General features: G+C 72.9%; 3 protein-coding genes. All 3 read left to right on the top strand.

From position 1 onward, the window contains the following. The first annotated feature begins 8 nt into the window (after positions 1-8). The 3 genes from WBG99_RS00260 to WBG99_RS00250 are packed head-to-tail and all read left to right on the top strand — an operon-like array spanning position 9 to position 19,495. Entirely contained in the window at positions 9-4,847 is a 4,839-nt protein-coding gene (locus WBG99_RS00260) for an SDR family NAD(P)-dependent oxidoreductase (RefSeq protein WP_338894333.1), read from the top strand. Between the two features lie 48 nt (positions 4,848-4,895). Then, the gene (locus WBG99_RS00255; RefSeq protein ID WP_338894332.1) at positions 4,896-13,292 is read left to right on the top strand and encodes an SDR family NAD(P)-dependent oxidoreductase; all 8,397 of its coding nucleotides are present in this window, start codon (positions 4,896-4,898) and stop codon (positions 13,290-13,292) included. Between the two features lie 26 nt (positions 13,293-13,318). Further along, positions 13,319-19,495 carry an SDR family NAD(P)-dependent oxidoreductase gene (locus WBG99_RS00250; RefSeq protein WP_338894331.1) on the top strand — a complete coding sequence of 2,059 codons (6,177 nt, stop codon included), beginning with the start codon at positions 13,319-13,321 and terminating at the stop codon, positions 19,493-19,495. Positions 19,496-19,503: the final 8 nt, after the last annotated feature.

The following is a 19,503-nucleotide window of genomic DNA, read 5'->3' as shown; positions in this document are numbered from 1 at the left end:
GGCCTGACATGGCGGACGAGCAGAAGCTCCGCGACTACCTCAAGCGCGTCACGGCCGAGCTGCACCAGACCCGGCAACGACTGCACACCGCCGAGTCGGCCGACCGGCAGCCGATCGCCATCGTCGGCATGGCCTGCCGGCTGCCCGGCGGCGTGGACGGCCCGGACGCGCTGTGGCGGCTGGTGTCCGAGGGCGTCGACGCCGTCTCCCCCTTCCCCGAGGAACGCGGCTGGCTCATCGACGAGAACGCCACGTTCGCCCGCAGCGGCGGATTCCTCCACGACGCGGACGGCTTCGACCCCACGCTGTTCGGCATCTCGCCACGCGAGGCGACAGCCATGGACCCCCAGCACCGGCTGCTCCTCGAAGCGTGCTGGGAGGCGTGCGAACGCGGTGGTGTCGACCCGTACTCGCTGCGCGGCAGCCGAACCGGTGTCTTCGCCGGACTGATGTACCGGGACTACGCCGCCCGCGTGATCAGCGTTCCCGAGGGAGTGGACGCCTACCTCGGCATCGGCAACATGAGCAGCGTCGCGTCCGGCCGGATCTCCTACACGTTCGGTCTCGAGGGCCCCGCGGTCACGGTGGACACGGCCTGCTCGTCCTCGTTGGTGGCCTTACACCTGGCATGCCAGTCGCTGCGGTCCGGCGAGACGACGATGGCCTTCGCCGGCGGTGCGACCGTGATGGCGTCGCCGGACACGTTCGTGGGCTTCGCCCAACAGGGCGGGCTGTCCTCTGACGGCCGGTGCAAGTCCTACGGAGCCGACGCCGACGGCACCGGCTGGGCCGAGGGAGTGGGCATGCTCCTGCTGGAGCGGCTCTCGGACGCGCAGCGGCTGGGACACCGGGTCCTGGCGGTGATCCGGGGCAGCGCCGTCAACCAGGACGGCGCCTCCAGCGGCCTGACCGCGCCGAACGGCCCGTCCCAGCAGCGGGTCATCCAGGACGCCCTGGCCAGCGCACGTCTGACCGCGCTCGACGTGGACGTCGTGGAAGGGCACGGGACCGGAACCAGGCTGGGCGATCCCATCGAGATACAGGCGCTCCTGGCCACCTACGGGCAGGACCGGCCCGAAGACCGCCCGCTGCGGCTGGGGTCGGTGAAGTCGAACATCGGGCACACACAGGCCGCCTCGGGTGTCGCCGGTGTCATCAAGATGGTGCAGGCGATGCGGCACGGCGTGCTGCCGCGCACCCTGCACGCGCACGAACCGAACCCGCAGGTCGACTGGTCCGCGGGCGCGGTGCGGCTGCTGACCGAGACCGAGGCGTGGCCCCGGCTCGACCGGCCCCGCCGGGCCGGCGTGTCCTCGTTCGGCATCAGCGGGACCAATGCCCACGTCATCCTCGAACAGGCGCCGACCGCGGGTGCCGGCGACACGACCGAGCACGCGGTGCCCGGCGTCGTCCCGTGGCTGCTTGCGGCCCGCACCACCGGAGCCCTGCGCGCCCAGGCCGGCCGCCTGCACGAATTCGTCGCCGACACGTCCCCCGACCCGTTGGACGTCGGCCTGTCCCTGCTGGACCGTACGGCGTTGGAGCAGCGCGCGGTCGTCCTCGGCGCCGACCGGGACCGGCTCGCCGACGGGCTCACCGCACTGGTCGGCGACCTGCCCGACAGGGCCGTCGTCACCGGCGTGACCGGTGACGGACGGTCCGCGTTCCTGTTCACCGGACAGGGCGCGCAGCGCGCCGCGATGGGCATGGGTCTTCACGAGTCGTTCCCGGTGTACGCGCGGGCGTTCGACGCCGTGTGCGCCGAACTGGACCCCCGGTTGGACCGCTCGGTCAAGGACGTGGTGTTCGGCGGTCAGGACCTCCACGAGACCGTGTGGGCCCAGGCGGGTCTCTTCGCCGTGGAAGTGGCGCTGTTCCGGTTGTTCGAGTCCTTCGGCGTGGTGCCGGACTTCCTCCTGGGACACTCGATAGGCGAGGTGGCGGCCGCGCACTGCGCGGGCGTCCTGTCGCTGGCCGACGCGTGCGCCCTGGTGGCCGCCCGGGGCCGGCTGATGCAGGCGCTGCCCTCCGGCGGGGCCATGCTGGCGGTGCGGGCGACCGAGGCCGAGGTGGTCGAGGCGGTCGCCGGACGCGCCGACGTGGCCGCGCTCAACGGCCCCACCTCGGGCGTGGTGTCGGGCCCGGCGGACATCATCGACGAACTGGCGGCACGGTGGACGGCCGAAGGCCGCAGGACCAGCCGGCTGACGGTGTCCCACGCGTTCCACTCGGCGCTGCTGGAACCGATGCTGGCCGACTTCAGGACCGTCCTCGCGAAGCTGTCGTTCAGCGAGCCCCGCATCCCGATCGTCTCCACCCTGACCGGGGCGGAGGACGACGTGCTCATCTCCACCCCCGACTACTGGGTACGGCAGGTCCGCGAGACCGTCCGGTTCGCCGACGGGGTCGAGTACCTCAAGGACCAGGGCGTGAACCGGTTCGTGGAGATCGGCCCCGACGGAGTGCTCACCGGCATGGCACGCGAGAGCCTGCCCGACGCGACGCTCACCACCACGGCGCTCCGCGCCAGCTGGCACGACACCGGGGTGTTCGTCACGGCGCTCGCCGAACTGTGGACCAGGGGCACCGCGGTCGACTGGCACGTGCTCTTCGAGGGGCACGGCCAACGACTGGAACTGCCCGTCTACCCGTTCCAGCACGAGCGGTTCTGGCTGTACCCGGCGGAGACGCCGGCGGCCGACCCCGACGACGCCGGCTTCTGGGACGCGCTCGCCCGCGAGGACCCCGAGGCCCTCGCCGACGAACTCGACGTGACCGACCCCGGCGTCCGGGCATCGCTGCGGACCGTGCTGCCCCTGCTCTTCGCATGGCACCAGCAGGGCAGGGAGAACGCCGAGGTCGCGCGCTGGCGCTACCACGTGGGCTGGGAGCCCCTGACGTCCACGCCCGTCCCCGCCCTCACGGGCGACTGGCTGCTCGCCGTGCCCGCGGCGCTCGCCGACAGCGACGTCGTCCGCGCCTGCCGGGACGGCCTGACCCGCAACGGTGCCGGAGTGCGGACGGTGCCGGTCGCCGCGGACGCCGCGAACCGTACCAACCTGGCCGCCCGCCTGCTGAAGGCGTCCGGCGACGGGCCGCCGCCCGCCGGAGTGCTCTCCCTGCTGGCGCTGGAGGAGGACCCGCATCCCGCCGTTCCCTCCCTGCCCGGTGGGACGGCCACGACGCTGCTGCTCGTCCAGGCCATGCTGGACGTCGCGCTCACCGTCCCTCTGTGGTGCGTGACGCGGGGAGCGGTGTCGCCCGCCGATTCCGAGCGGGCGGCCGACCCCGACCAGGCGCCGGTCTGGGGCCTGGGCCGGGTCGCCGCCCTGGAGCACCCGAAGCTGTGGGGCGGACTCGTCGATCTCCCCGCCGAGGTCGACGCCGCCGCGACCGACACCCTGAGCGGCCTGCTGGGCGCCTCCGACGGCGAGGACCAGATCGCGATCCGTCCGGAAGGGACCTTCGTACGCAGACTCCGGCGGGCACCCGGCGCCGACCCGGAAGCCCCCGAATGGCGGCCTCGCGGCACGGTCCTGGTGACCGGCGGCACGGGCGCGCTCGGCGGCCACGTCGCCCGCCGGCTCGCCCGGTGCGGCGCCGAACACCTCGTGCTGGTCAGCAGGGGCGGCCGTACGGCACCCGGCCTGGCGGAACTGGAAGCCGACCTGGTGGAGCTCGGCGCCCGGGTCACCGTGGCCGCCTGCGACCTGTCCGACCACGCCGACGTCACCCGGCTCGTCGGGGAACTTGACGCCATGGAGCCGCGGCTGCGCGCCGTCGTGCACGCCTCGGGCGTCAGCGCCTCGGCGCCGCTCGCCGGGACCACGCTCGACGAGCTCGACCGGACGGCGGCGGGCAAGGTCGCGGGCGCCCGGCACTTGGACGAGCTGCTCGACCCGCGCGCCCTGGACGCGGTCGTGTACTTCTCCTCCATCGCGGGCGTGTGGGGAGTCGGCGACCAGGCCGGCTACGCGGCCGCCAACGCCTACCTCGACGCCCTGGCGCAACGGCGCGACGCCGAAGGCGTCCGCGCGATCTCGATCGCCTGGGGGCCGTGGGACGGCGGCGGCATGGTCGACCAGGCGATCAAGGAGCCCATGCGGCGGCGTGGCATCTCGCTGCTGCCGCCCGAACCGGCGATGCGCGCGCTGCAGCAGGCGATGGACCAGGACAGCGGATCGGTGACCGTCGCCGACATCGCGTGGGAACAGTTCGTGCCCACGTTCACCGCCCTGCGGCCCAACCGGTTCTTCGACGAACTTCCCGAGGTCCGGGAGCTTCTGGCGGGCACGCCCGCCGAGGGCGGGGACCTCGCCCGGCTCGCCGCCCTCAGGGAACGCCTGACCGGACTGCCCACCGGCGACCGGGAACTCGTCGTACTCGACCTGGTGCGCTCGCACGCGGCGGTGGTACTGGGGCACGACAGCGTGGACGCCATCGATGTCGGCAGGTCGTTCCGGGAGTTCGGATTCGACTCGCTGGCCGCCGTGGAACTGCGTAACCGACTCGGCCGGGCTACCGGCCTTTCCCTGCCCGCCACCGCGGTCTTCGACCACCCGACGCCCGCGGCGCTCGCCGACCACGTGCTGGCGGAGGCGCTCCCGGGCGACCCGTCGGCGGCCCTGCCCTCCACGGAGGAGCTGGACCTGCTCGAAGAGGCGCTGCTGGCCCGCGCGGAGGACGACATCGACCGCGTCCGCGTCGTGCTGCGACTGGAGGCGATGCTCGCCCGGCACCGCGTCGGGGACGGCGACGCCGCCTGGGGCGATCTGCGGGACCAGCTCAGCAGGGCCAGCAACGAAGAGCTTTTCGACGTGATCGATCGAGATCTCGGCCTCTCGTGAGCCGGGGTGCGCGGTGGCCGAGGACAATCCTGGAGGGCGACTTTTCCCATGGCAGATGATGAGCAGAGGCTTCGCGACTACCTGACCCGGGTCGTCGCCGAACTGCACCAGACCCGTCGGCGGATCCGTGAGATGGAGTCCGCGGCGGACGAGCCGATCGCCATCGTCGGGATGAGCTGCCGGTACCCGGGCGACGTACGGTCACCGGCCGACCTGTGGCGGCTGGTCAGCACCGGCCAGGACCCCATCGGCCCGCTGCCCGCCAACCGCGGCTGGGACCTGTCCGCGGCCGACGAACCCTCCTGGGCGGGCGGATTCGTCGACGACGCCGGCGAGTTCGACGCGGACCTCTTCGGCATCTCACCGCGCGAGGCGCTCGCCATGGACCCGCAGCAGCGGCTCCTGCTCGAGACGTCCTGGAAGGCCTTCGAGGAGGCCGGCCTCGACCCGCTGTCGCTGCGCGGATCGAACACCGGCGTCTTCGTCGGGGTCACCTCGGTCAGCTACGGCCCGGGCATGGACCTGCCGGAGGAGGTGGCCGGCCATCTGATGACCGGCACCGCGTCCAGCATCGCGTCCGGCCGGGTGTCGTACACGTTCGGTCTCGAAGGCCCCGCGCTCACGGTGGACACCGCGTGCTCGTCGTCCCTGGTCGCCCTGCACCTGGCGGTCCAGTCCCTGCGGGAGGGCGGCTGCGACCTGGCGCTTGTCGGCGGGGTCACGGTCATGACGACTCCCATGCAGATCGTCGAGTTCGGCCGGCAGGGCGGTCTCTCCTCGGACGGCCGGTGCAAGGCGTTCTCGGACGAGGCCGACGGCGCGGGCTGGTCCGAGGGCATCGGCCTGCTCCTGGTCGAGCGGCTCAGCGAGGCGCGGCGGCGCGGCCACGAGGTGCTCGCGGTGGTCCGTGGGAGCGCGGTCAACCAGGACGGCGCGTCCAACGGGCTCACCGCGCCCAACGGACCGGCGCAGGAACGCGTGATCCGCCGGGCGCTGGCCAACGCGCGGCTCACCGTCGAGGACGTGGACGCCGTGGAGGCGCACGGCACCGGGACCCGCCTCGGCGACCCGATCGAGGCCGGAGCCCTGCTGGCGACGTACGGCCACGGCCGCTCCCCGGAACGCCCTCTGTGGCTCGGCTCGATCAAATCGAACATCGGCCACACCCAGTCCGCCGCCGGTGTCGCCGGTGTCATCAAGATGGTCATGGCCATGCGCGACGGCACACTGCCGCCCACGCTCCACGCCGACCGGCCCTCCTCGCGCGTGGACTGGTCGCCCGGAACCGTCCGGCTGCTGAACGAACCGAGGGCCTGGCCCGATGCGGACCGACCCCGCCGTTCCGCGGTGTCCTCGTTCGGCATGAGCGGTACGAACGCCCACGTCATCCTGGAACAGGCGCCCGAGCCCGACGCCGCTCCGGAGTCCGGCGGGAACGCCGGGAACGCTGGGAACACCGGGAACACCGGGAACACCGGGAACGCCGCGGACACCGCGCCCGCGCTCTCCGCGGGCCCGCTCCCGTGGCTCCTCGCGGCGAAGACGACGGACGGACTGCGGGGACAGGCCGTCCGGCTGCGGGACTTCATGAAGGCGGACGACGCCCCGCGCACCGCGGACGTGGCCCGGTCCCTGCTCGGCCGCGCCGCCCTGCCCTGCCGGGCCGTGGTCCTCGGCACCGACCGCGCCGAGCTGATGGCCGGTCTGGACGCGCTGGCCGACGACGGGTCCGCCGCGAACCTCGTGCGCGGCGACGCCTCCGGCGGCGGGGTCGTCTTCGTCTTCCCCGGCCAGGGAAGCCAGTGGGCCGGCATGGCGCGGGAACTCCACGACACCTCACCCGCGTTCCGGCGACGCCTGGAGGAATGCGCGAAGGCCCTGGCACCGTTCGTCACCTGGTCGCTGCCGGACGTCCTGCGCGACGCGCCCGGAGCCCCCGACCTGAGCCGCGTCGACGTCGTCCAGCCCGTGCTGTGGGCGGTCATGGTCTCGCTCGCCGAGACATGGCGGTCCCTCGGCGTCCACCCGGCAGCGGTCGTCGGCCACTCCCAGGGCGAGATCGCGGCGGCGTGCATCGCGGGCGGGCTCTCCCTCGACGACGGTGCCCGGATCGTGGCCCTGCGCAGCCAGGCCCTCGCGGCCCTCGCGGGCCGCGGCGGCATGGTCTCGATCGCCGCGGGCCGCGAGCCGGTGACCGAACTGATCGCTCCGTGGGCACAGGGCCTCACCGTGGCGGCGGAGAACGGCCCCGGCTCCACCGTGGTCTCCGGCGAGGCCGGGCCCGTCGAAGAGCTCCTCGCCGCATGCGAACGCCGAGGGCTGCGAGCCCGCCGTATCCCCGTGGACTACGCCTCGCACTCCCCGCAGGTCGAGGAGATCCGCGACCGGATCCTCGCCGACCTCGCGCCGATCACGCCGGGCCCCTCGGACATCGCCTTCTACTCGACGGTCACCGGTGCGCCCCTGGACACCTCCACGCTTGACGCCGCCTACTGGTACGAGAACCTGCGCTCGCCGGTGCGGTTCGAACAGGCGACGCGGGCGCTCCTTGCCGACGGCCGCTCGGTGTTCGTGGAGAGCAGCCCGCACCCGGTGCTCACGATCGGCATCCAGGAGACCGCCGACGACGCGCGGGCGAACGCCACCGTCACGGGAACCCTCCGCCGCGACGACGGCGGACCTGACCGCTTCCTCGCCGGCGCCGCCGAACTGTGGACCGCCGGTGTCGGCGTGGACTGGTCGCCGGCCTTCACCGGTGGACGACGGATCGCGCTGCCGACGTACGCCTTCCAGCGCCGCCGTTTCTGGCCGGACCCGCTGCCCGCGCAGGCGCACACGGCAGGCGCCGCCGATCCCGGCGAGACCCGGTTCTGGGACGCCGTCGAGCGCCACGACATCGACGAACTGGCCGGCACCCTGCGGCTCGACGAGGCACGCGGACTCCTCGACGAGGTGCTGCCCGCGCTCTCCACCTGGCACCGCGGCCGCCGCCGAGGCGCGACGATCGACGCGTGGCGCTACCGGGTCACCTGGACCCCCGTACCGGACCTGCCGTCGCACGCCCGGCTGCACGGCCGGTGGCTCCTCGCCGTCCCCGAGGGCGAGGACACCGGCACGGCGGCCGAGCTGGCCGAGGTGCTGCGCTCCGCCGGAGCCGACGTGGTCCCCCTGACCACGGCCGACGACGCCGACCGGGCGACGGTGGCCGCGCTGCTGCTGGCGGCCGGCCCCGTCGAGGGCGTGCTCTCCCTCCACGCGACCGAGGAGAGCGAGCGGCCGGTCCCGGCCGGACCCGCCTCGACCGTGACCCTGATCCAGGCCCTCGGCGACGCCGACATCGACGCACCGCTGTGGGCCCTCACCGCCGGCGCCGTCTCCATCGGCCGGTCCGATCCGCTGCGCAGCGTCACACAGGCACTGACGTGGGGCCTCGGCCGCGTCGCGGCACTGGAGTATCCACGGCGCTGGGCCGGCCTGATCGACCTTCCGGCCACGCTGGACGCGCGCGTCGGCGCCCGCCTCGTGGCACTCCTCAGCGGCGCCGCCGGAGACGAGGACCAGCTCGCCGTCCGTGGTTCCGGGGTGTACGCCCGCCGCCTCGCGCGCGCGGCGCGAGCCACGGGGACCCGACGGGAACTCCCCGGCTCCGTCCTCGTCACCGGCGGTACGGGTGCGCTGGGCGCGGTCGTCGCCCGATGGCTCGCCAGCCGCGGCGTACCCCACCTGACCTTGGTCGGACGCCGCGGCGCCGCGACACCCGGAGTGGAGGACCTCGTCGCGGAGCTGACCGCCGCGGGCACCCATGTCACCGTGGCGGCGTGCGACGTCACCGACCGGGACTCCCTCGCGGGCGTCCTGGCGCGCATCCCGGCCGAATTCCCGCTGGTCGGCGTGGTGCACGCGGCAGGCGTCGGCCAGGCCATGATGCTGGACCGCACCGGCCCGGCGGAGTTGGCCGACGTGCTCGGCGGCAAGGTCGCGGGTGCGGTCCACCTGGACGAGCTGACCCGGGGACTCGACCTGCGGATGTTCGTCACGTTCGCCTCCGGCGCCGGGATCTGGGGAAGCGGAGGCCAGGCCGCATACGCCGCGGCCAACGCCTTCCTCGACGCGCTCGTCATCCGACGGCGCGCCCAGGGACTGCCCGGGACCTCGGTCGCGTGGGGAGCCTGGGGCGGGCTCGGCATGGCGTCGAACGAGGACGCCCGCGACCACCTGCGCGACCGCGGCATGCTGCCGATGGACCCCGACCTCGCGATCGAGGCGCTCGCGCAGGCCGTCGACGCGGGCGAGGAGTGCCTGACCGTCGCCGACATCGACTGGGCGCGCTTCGTCGACACCTTCACCGCCACCCGCGTCAGCGCCCTGCTGTCCGACCTCCCCGAAGCACGACAGGCCCAGGCGGCGCCGACCGGCGGTGAGCAGCGCCCGGACCTCGGCCGCCGTCTCGCCCCGCTCCCCGACGCCCAGCGGCGGCAGATCCTGCTGGACCTGGTCCGCAACGAGGTCGCCGCCGTGCTCAAGCACCCGGACGTACGGGCCGTCGAGGCGGCGCGGACCTTCAAGGACCTGGGGTTCGAGTCGCTCACCGCCGTCGAGCTGCGGAACCGGCTCAACCGGGAGACCGGTCTGCGACTGCCCGCGACCATGGTCTTCGACCACCCGACACCGGCCACCCTCGTCTCCTACATCGAACGCGAGCTGGACCTCGGCGCCCCGGCCGCGTCATCGGGGTCCGACGTCGAGGCCGGGGCCGCCGTCACGCCCTTCGGCCTGGACGAGCCGATCGCGATCGTCGGCATGGGCTGCCGCTTCCCCGGCGGCGTCCGGTCACCCGAGGACCTGTGGAACCTGGTCGCCGACGGAGCCGACGCGCTCGCACCGTTCCCCACCGACCGTGGCTGGCCGGACAGGATGCCGGGCGTGGACACGGCCATGGGCGGCTTCGTGAACGACGCGACCGAGTTCGACGCCGCCCTGTTCGGGATCTCGCCGCGCGAGGCCATGGCCATGGACCCGCAGCAGCGACTGCTCCTTGAGACGGCCTGGGAGGCGTTCGAAAGCGCCGGAATCGATCCGCACGCCATGCGGGGCAGCCTCACGGGCGTGTTCGCCGGCGCCTCGTCGTCGGGATACGGGCACGGTCAGGTACTCGAAGGAGTCGAAGGGCATCTGCTGTCCGGCACGGCGAACAGCGTGATCTCGGGCCGCGTCTCGTACGTGTTCGGCCTGGAGGGCCCCGCGGTCACGGTGGACACGGCGTGCTCGTCCTCCCTTGTGGCACTGCACCTGGCGGTCCAGGCGCTGCGCGTGGGCGAGTGCGGCATGGCGTTGGCCGGCGGTGTCGCCATGATGGTGAACCCGGGCGCCTTCGGCGAGTTCAACCGGCAGGGCGGTCTGGCGTCCGACGGCCGGTGCAAGGCGTTCTCGGCCGGTGCGGATGGCACCGGTTGGGGTGAGGGCGTCGGTGTCCTGGTGCTTGAGCGGTTGTCGGACGCGCAACGGCTGGGCCATGAGGTTCTGGCGGTGGTCCGGGGCAGCGCGGTCAACCAGGACGGTGCGTCGAACGGTCTGACGGCGCCGAACGGTCCTTCGCAGGAGCGGGTGATCCGGCAGGCCTTGGCGAACGCCGGGCTGTCGTCTTCTGATGTGGACGCGGTGGAGGGACACGGTACGGGTACCAGGCTGGGTGACCCGATCGAGGCGCAGGCGCTCCTTGCGGCGTACGGCCAGGACCGTGACGTTGATCGCCCGTTGTGGCTGGGATCGATCAAGTCGAACATCGGGCACACGCAGGCCGCGGCGGGTGTGGCCGGCGTGATCAAGATGGTGCAGGCGCTGCGCCACGGCGTCCTGCCGGCCACGCTGCACGTCGATGAGCCGACTCCGCAGGTGGACTGGTCGGCGGGTGCGGTGGAGCTGCTGACCGAGGCCCGGCCGTGGCCGAAGGAGGAACGGCCTCGGCGCATCGGCGTCTCCGCATTCGGGATCAGCGGGACGAACGCGCACGTGGTCCTTGAGGAGGGTCCGGCTGTTCCCGAGGCGCCGGTGGAGGCGTCCGAACCGGGCACGGGTACGGGTATGGGGTCGGTGCCGGTGCCGTGGGTGGTGTCGGGCCGGAGTGCGGGGGCGTTGCGGGCCCAGGCGGCGCGGTTGGCCGACCGGTCGGGGTCGGATGACCGCCCGGGCGATGTGGCGTGGTCGCTGGCGACGGGGCGGGCCGGGCTTGCCCACCGCGCGGTCGTGCTCGGAGGCGACCGGGACGCGCTGCGTTCGGGTGTCGCAGCGCTGGCCGCGGGTGAGCCTTCGGCCCATGTGGTGTCCGGTGTAGTGGGTGAGGGACGTACGGCGTTCCTGTTCACGGGCCAGGGTGCGCAGCGGGCTGGGATGGGTGCTGGGCTGTACGAGGCGTTCCCCGTGTTCGCGGAGGCGTTCGACGCGGTGTGCGCGGAGTTCGACCTCCTTCTTGACCGGCCGGTCAGGGACGTCGTGTTCGAGAGCACTGATCTCGATCGGACGGTGTGGGCGCAGGCGGGGTTGTTCGCGGTCGAGGTGGCTTCGTACCGGCTGTTGGAGTCCTGGAACGTGGTCCCGGACTTCCTGCTGGGCCATTCCGTAGGCGAGATCGCGGCGGCACATTGCGCGGGAGTGCTGTCTCTGGCGGACGCCTGCGTGCTGGTGGCGGCGCGTGGTCGTCTGATGCAGGCGCTTCCGGCCGGTGGGGCGATGCTGGCGGTGCAGGCCTCTGAGGCTGAGGTAGACGAGGCGGTCGCGGGCCGGTTGGACATCGCTGCCGTCAACGGTCCGGCTTCGGTGGTCGTGTCCGGTGCTGCCGATGTGATCGAGGAGTTCGCGACCCGGTGGTCGGCCGAGGGCCGCAAGACGCACCCGTTGACGGTGTCGCACGCCTTCCATTCGGTGCTCATGGAGCCGATGCTCGCCGAGTTCGCCGCCGTACTGGAGGGGTTGACGTTCCAGGAGCCCGAGATTCCGCTCGTGTCGAACCTGACCGGGCTGGTCGCGGAGCCGGGGCTGATGTCGAGCGCGGACTACTGGGTACGGCAGGTCCGCGAGGCGGTTCGTTTCGCCGATGGTGTCGACGCCCTGCACCAGCATGGTGTGACCCGGTTCGTGGAAGTCGGACCGGACGCGGTGTTGTGCGGAATGGCCGGGCAGTCGGTGTCGGATGCCGTGTTCGCGCCGGTGATGCGCCGTGATCGTGACGAGGCCGGCACCGTACTGGCCGCACTGGCCGCCCTGTGGACCAGTGGCGCCGAGATCGACTGGTCCGTGGTGCTGCCGGCGGGGCGGCGGCGTGTGTCGCTGCCGACGTACGCCTTCCAGCGGGAGCGGTACTGGCCCGAGTCGATCGACCTGGGGAGTGTCTCGGCCGATCCGGTGGAGGCGCGGTTCTGGCAGGCGGTCGAGCGTGAGGACCTGGCGGGGCTCGCCGACACGCTCGACATCGCCGAGGCCCCGGACGCGCTCGGTTCCGTCCTGCCGGTGCTGTCGTCGTGGCGGCAGCGCCGTCGGGTCGATTCGGTAGTGGATTCCTGGCGCTATCGGGTGACGTGGAAGCCGTTGTCGGGTCTGCCGGAGGCTCGTCTGTCGGGTAGTTGGCTGGTGGTCGTCGCTTCGGGGGCTGTGGCGGGGGGTGCTGCTTCGGGGGTTGAGGCGGCGTTGCGTGCTGCTGGTGCCGAGGTGATGGTTGTTGTCGGTGGTGCGGGCCGGGCGGAGTTGGCCGGGCGGATCGCCGAGGTGGTTTCCGGCGGTGAGGTGGCGGGCGTGGTCTCGCTCGTCGCTGCCGATGAGGGGCCGTATGTCTCGGGTTCGGTTGTTTCGGGTGGTGTGGCTGGGTCGTTGGTGTTGTTGCAGGCGTTGGGTGATGTGGGTGTTCGGGCTCGGGTGTGGTCGGTGACGGTTGGTGCGGTGTCGGTGGGTCGTGCGGATCGTTTGGTGAGTCCGGTGCAGGCGCAGGTGTGGGGTTTGGGTCGGGTTGCGGCGTTGGAGTTGCCCGATGTGTGGGGTGGTTTGGTTGATGTGCCGTTGGTGGTGGATGAGCGTGTGGGGCGGCGTCTGGTAGGGGTTTTGGCCGGCGCTGGTGGTGAGGATCAGGTTGCGGTGCGTTCGTCGGGGGTGTTCGGGCGCAGGTTGGTGCGTGGGTCGGGGGTTGTGGGGGGTGGGTCGTCGTGGGTGCCGTCGGGGACGGTGCTGGTGACGGGTGGTCTGGGTGCGTTGGGTGGTGAGGTGGCTCGGTGGTTGGCGGGTCGTGGGGTGCCGCATCTGGTGTTGACGGGTCGTCGCGGCTGGGATACGCCGGGTGTTGAGGAGTTGGTGGGGGAGTTGTCCGCGTTGGGTGCGCGGGTGACGGTGGTGGCGTGTGATGTGGCGGATCGGGACGCGCTCGCGGGGGTGTTGGGGGGATTCCGTCGGATGTGCCGTTGAGGGGTGTGGTGCATACGGCGGGTGTGGTGGATGACGGTGTGCTGGATGGTTTGTCGCCGGAGCGGTTCGAGGGGGTGTTGGCGGGCAAGGCCGGTGGTCTGGTGGTGCTGGATGAGTTGACCGCGGGTCTGGATCTGGACTTGTTCGTGGTGTTCTCGTCGATCGCGGCCACGTGGGGGAGTGGTGGTCAGGGGGCGTATGCAGCCGCGAACGCCTATCTGGACGCGTGGGCGGAGTGTCGCCGGGGGCGGGGTCTGCGGGGGACGTCTGTGGCGTGGGGGCCGTGGGCGGGTGCGGGCATGGCCGCTGTGGGGGAGACGGGTGAGGTGCTGCGTCGCCGTGGGCTGACCGCGATGGACCCGCGGTTGGCGGTTCAGGCGTTGGCGGGTGCCGTGGATGGTGATGAGACGTGTCTGACGGTCGCGGATGTGGATTGGGAGCGGTTCGCGCCGGGTTTCGTGTCGGGGCGTATGAGTGCGTTCCTGGGGGATCTGCCGGAGGCGCGGGCGGCTGTGGCTCCGGTGGCGGCGGCTGAGGAGGCGTCGGCGTTCCGGGTGGAGTGGGCGGCGACGCCCGAGGGGCGCCGTGAGCGGTTGCTGCTGGATCTGGTGCGGTCGCGTGCGGCGGCGGCGTTGGGTCATGTGTCGGTCGAGTCGGTTGATGGGGGTCAGGCGTTCCGTGATCTCGGTTTCGATTCGCTGACGGCGGTTGCGCTGCGGAATCTGCTGAACAGGGACACGGGGCTGTCGCTGCCCGCGACTCTGGCTTTCGACTATCCGACGCCGGTGGTGCTGGCGGGCTTCCTGGCCGGAGAGTTGTCGCAGGACACGGCGGCGCCGGCGGATTCCGCCCCGGGTGTCGTGTCTGGCCGGGTGGTGGATGTCGTGGACGATCCGGTGGTGATCGTGGGGATGAGCGCCCGGTACCCGGGCGGTGTGCGGTCGGCGGGTGAGTTGTGGGATCTGGTGGCCGCGGGTGTGGACGGTGTGACGGGGTTCCCGGCGGATCGTGGGTGGTCCGCCGGCGGGTTGGGTGTGGAGGCGGCGCGTGGTGGGTTCGTCGAAGGGATGACGGAGTTCGACGCGGCGTTGTTCGGGATCTCTCCGCGCGAGGCCCTCGCCATGGATCCGCAGCAGCGGGTGTTGCTGGAGGCGTCGTGGGAGGCGTTCGAAGGGGCTGGGATCGATCCGCGGTCGGTGCGCGGAAGTTCGGTGGGTGTGTTCGTGGGGGCGTCGTCGTCGGGTTATGGCGTCGGTGGGGGATTGGAGGATGCGGAGGGTCATCTGCTGGCGGGGACGGCGAACAGTGTGATCTCGGGCCGGGTGGCGTACGCCTTCGGTCTGGAGGGGCCGGCGGTGACGGTGGACACGGCGTGTTCGTCGTCGTTGGTGGCCTTGCACTGGGCCGTGCAGGCGTTGCGTGCGGGTGACTGCGAGCTGGCGTTGGCGGGCGGGGTGACGGTGATGGTGTCGCCCGCCGCGTTCGGGGAGTTCGACCGTCAGGGTGGTCTCGCGTCGGACGGGCGGTGCAAGTCGTTCGCGGCCGGGGCGGACGGGACGGGTTGGGCTGAGGGTGTCGGTGTGCTGGTGGTGGAGCGGCTCTCCGACGCGCGCCGCAACGGCCACGAGATCCTGGCTGTCGTGCGGGGCAGCGCGGTCAACCAGGACGGTGCGTCGAACGGTCTGACCGCGCCGAACGGGCCGTCGCAGGAGCGGGTGATCCGGCAGGCCTTGGCGAACGCCGGGCTGTCGTCTTCTGATGTGGACGCGGTGGAGGCGCACGGTACGGGTACCAGGCTGGGTGACCCGATCGAGGCGCAGGCGCTCCTTGCGACGTACGGCCAGGACCGGCCCGAGGACCGGCCGCTGTGGCTGGGCTCGGTCAAGTCGAACATCGGGCACACGCAGGCGGCCGCGGGTGTGGCCGGCGTGATCAAGATGGTGCAGGCGATGCGCCACGGGGTGCTTCCGGCCACGCTGCACGTCGATGAGCCGTCCGGTCAGGTGGACTGGTCGGCGGGTGCGGTGGAGCTGCTGACCGAGGCCCGGCCGTGGCCCGAGGCGGACCGTCCGCGCCGGGCCGGTGTGTCGTCCTTCGGGATCAGCGGCACCAACGCCCACGTGATCATCGAGCAGGTGGAACCCCGACCCGAACCTGCGACGGAGGACACGGCGGAGGGGTTCGGCCCCGTCCCGTGGTTGCTGTCGGCCCGCACGGCCGAGGGGCTGCGCGGTCAGGCCGACCGGCTGCGCCGCTTCGCCATGGACGGCGGTCTGACGGCGGACATCCGCGATGTCGGCCGGTCACTGGCCACCACACGCGCCGCGCTAAAGCATCGGGCGGTCGTGGTCGGCGCCGACCACGAGGACCTGGTACGAGGGCTGGCCGCTGTCGCCGATGGAGCGCCCAGCGCGGCCGCGGTCTCGGGGGTCGCGGGCGACGGACGGGTGGCGTTCCTCTTCACCGGTCAGGGGTCGCAGCTGGCCGGTATGGGGAGTGATCTCCACACGCGGTTCCCGGTGTTCGCGGAGGCGTTCGACGCGGTCTGCGCGCAGTTCGACCTGCTCCTCGACCGGCCGGTCAGGGACGCGGTGTTCCAGGGCCTCGATCTCGATCGGACGGTATGGGCGCAGGCGGGCCTGTTCGCGGTCGAGGTGGCGCTCTTCCGGCTCCTGGAGTCCTGGAGCGTGATTCCCGACTTCCTCCTCGGCCATTCCATAGGTGAGATCGCGGCGGCGCACGTCGCGGGCGTCCTGTCCCTGTCCGACGCCTGTGCGTTGGTGGCGGCGCGTGGTCGTCTGATGCAGGCGCTTCCGGCCGGTGGGGCGATGCTGGCGGTGCAGGCCTCCGAGGCCGAGGTGGTCGAGTCGGTCGCGGGCCGGCTGGACATCGCGGCCGTCAACGGCCCGGCTTCGGTGGTCGTGTCCGGTCCTGCCGATGTGATCGAGGAGTTCGCGGTCCGGTGGTCGGCCGAGGGCCGCAAGACGCACCGGCTGACGGTCTCGCACGCCTTCCACTCCGCGCTCATGGAGCCGATGCTCGCCGAGTTCGCCTCCATACTGGAGGGGTTGACGTTCCACGAGCCGCGGATTCCGGTCGTGTCGAACCTCACCGGGCTTGTCGCCGAGCCGGGGCTGATGTCCACCCCGGACTACTGGGTACGACAGGTCCGTGAGGCGGTCCGCTTCGCCGATGGCGTCGACGCCCTGCACCACCACGGCGTGACCCGGTTCGTCGAGCTCGGCCCCGATGGTGTGCTGACCGCGCTGGTGGCCCGGATCGTCCCGGACGCCGTCGGCGCGCCGCTGCTCCGCGGCGGGCTCGACCACGTGCAGCCTGCCCTCGGGCGCTTGTGGACGGCCGGCGTTCCGGTGGACTGGGCGGCCATCCTGCCCGGTGGCCGACGGGTGAGCCTGCCGACGTACGCCTTCCAGCGCGACCGCTACTGGCCGACTCCGAGCGCGTCACGGGAACCCGCCGACCCGGCGGAGGAACGGTTCTGGGAAGCGGTCGAACGCGACGACCTCCACGAAGTGGCCCAGACGCTGGAGGCACAGCCGAAGGCCGTGCAGACGATGCTTCCCGCGCTGTCGTCCTGGCGCCGTCGCCGGCGTCAGGACGCGCGCACCGACTCCTGGTGCTACCGCGTCGTGTGGCGGCCGGTGACCGTTCCCGCAGGTCGCGCCCAGCTCGACGGGACCTGGCTGATCGTCGCCCCCGACGCCGAGGAACTGGCGGCCGAGACGCAGACGAGGCTGATCGCCGCCGGGGCCAAGACGGTTCTGCTGCCCGTGGACGACGGCGGGACCGATCGCGCGGCCCTGGGCGCGCGGCTCAGGACGACGCTCGGTGAGCTCGGTCAGCTCGGTGACGTCACGGGTGTCCTCTCTGTGCTCGGCGACCGGGTCGCCGACATCGCGGCGCTCGCTCAGGCGCTCGACGACATCGACGTGGACGCCCCGCTGTGGACCGTCACCCGGGGTGCGGTGTCGACGGGCGCGTCGGACCCGCTGACCGCACCCGGCCAAGCGACCGCCTGGGGCCTCGGCCGCGCCGTCGACCTGGCCGCGCCGGACCGCTGGGGCGGGGTCGTCGACCTTCCGGTACGGCCCGAGCCCGCGTCCTGGGACCGGTTCGTGAACGTGCTCGGCGGTACGGAGGAGCGGGAAGCGGCGATCCGCGACGGACGAGTCTTCGCCCGCTGGCTGGTGCCGGCGCCCGCCACCGCGACGGCGGACCGCCCCGCCTGGCCGACCACCGGCACCGTCCTCATCACCGGGGGCACCGGCGCCCTCGGCCGGCGGATCGCCCGATGGCTGGCCGACCGGGGCGTGCCGCGTCTGCTGCTGGCAGGGCGTCGCGGCCCGGACACGCCCGGCATCGCCGAGTGGGCGGCCGAACTGGCCGCGACCGGCACCGAGGTGACGGTGGCGGCCTGCGACGTCGCCGACCGGGACGCGCTCTCCGCGCTCCTGGCGACGGTCCCCGCGGAGCACCCGCTCACCGCCGTCGTGCACGCGGCCGGGGTCGCCGACGACACCCCGCTGACCGAACTCACCCCGGGACGGTTCGCCGACGTACTGCGACCCACCGCGGACGGCGCCCGCCATCTGCACGAGTTGACCGAGGGCCTGGACCTCTCCGCGTTCGTCCTGTTCTCCTCGGTCTCCGGGGTGTGGGGCGCGGCCCAGCCCGCCCGGTCGGCGGCGAACGCGTACCTGGACGCCCTGGCCGAGGCCCGGCGGGCAGGGGGCCTGCCGGCCACCTCGATCGCATGGGGACCGTGGGACGACGAGAGCGGGCTCACGGGCGACTCCGCCGCACGGCTCGCCCGCACCGGACTGCGGGCGCTGCCGCCGGGCGCGGCACTCGACTTGCTCGCCCGACTGCCTGACGAGGCCTGCCTCACCGTCGCGGACGTCGACTGGGAGCGTTTCGCCGCCGCCTACACGCTCACCCGTCCGCGCCGACTCCTCGACGAGATCCCCGAGGTCCGGCGGCTGCGCGACGCGGACGGCCCGCGGGGCCGGGCGGACGCGGCCGTGCTGCGCGAGCGGTTGACGGGACTGCCGGGCGAGGAACGGCACCGGGTCGTGCTCGACCTGGTCCGCGCCCACGCCGCCACCGTCCTCGGGCACGACGGATCCGACGCGATCGCGCCGGACCGGGAGTTCCTGGAGCTGGGCGTCAACTCGCTCACCGCGATCGAGTTGCGGGACCGGCTCCAGGCGGCCGCCGGTGTGGCCCTGGAGAGCACCGTGGTCTTCGACAGCCGTACTCCGTCGGCGCTCGCCCAGCGCGTACAGGAAGCCCTCGGCGGGACCGGCCCGTCCGCCGAACCCCAGGAGCAGACCGGGCTCCTGCGCACCCTGTACGGCGAGTCGACGCGCCAGGGCAACCTGCCGAAGTTCATGGAGTTCCTGTCCGAGGCGGCCGCGTACCGGCCGATGTTCGCCTCGCCCGACGAGATCGCCGACCCGCCCGCCCCGGTGTTCCTGTCGCGGGGACCGGGGAGGCCGAGGATCGTCTGCCACACGGGGATGTCGGCGCTCGGCGGCGTGCACGAGTTCGCCCGCTTCGCCGCTCCGTTCCACGGCACCCACGATGTGATCGCCCTGCCGCTGCCCGGCTACCGGGACGGGGAGGAACTGCCCACCACCGTGGAGGCCTCGCTCGACTGGCAGGCCAGGACGCTCATCCAGGTCGCGGGCGACGCGCCGTTCGTCCTCCTCGGGCACTCCGGCGGCGGGCTGCTCGCGCACGCCCTTGCGCACCGCCTGGAGGCGATGGGCGCGCCCGCGGCCGGGGTGGTGCTGGTGGACACGTATCCGATGGACCGTCCGATGCACCAGGAGTGGCTGTCGGAGCTGACCGAGGGCACCTTCGGCCGTGAGGAACTGGCCGTGCCGATGACCGACACCCGGTTGACCGCCCAGGCGTGGTACGGCCGGATGTACCTCGGTTTCCGGGCCGAGGAGATCTCTGCGCCCACCCTCGTCGTCCGCGCCTCCGACCCCATCGGCGAGTGGAACCGGGAGGACGACTGGCGGGCCACCTGGGACCGGCCGCACCGGACGGTGGACGTTCCCGGCAACCACTTCACGGTGATGATGGAGCACGGCGCCACGACCGCCGCCGCCGTCCGGGCGTGGCTCGGATCCGTCGCCGGACCCGGCGAGGGGGCCGAGGCCGCGGCCGGGTGACGACAGCG

The organism is Streptomyces sp. TG1A-60 (assembly GCF_037201975.1).
GTDB lineage: Bacteria > Actinomycetota > Actinomycetes > Streptomycetales > Streptomycetaceae > Streptomyces.
Note: the sequence above shows the minus strand (reverse complement) of the source record. Positions and strands in the feature narration are given on the sequence as shown.

What these genes read in the sequence shown, in the direction of transcription:
- WBG99_RS00260 (WP_338894333.1), top strand. Translation starts at nt 9, where the DNA reads ATGGCGGACGAGCAGAAGCTCCGCGACTACCTCAAGCGCGTCACGGCC.
- WBG99_RS00255 (WP_338894332.1), top strand. Translation starts at nt 4,896, where the DNA reads ATGGCAGATGATGAGCAGAGGCTTCGCGACTACCTGACCCGGGTCGTC.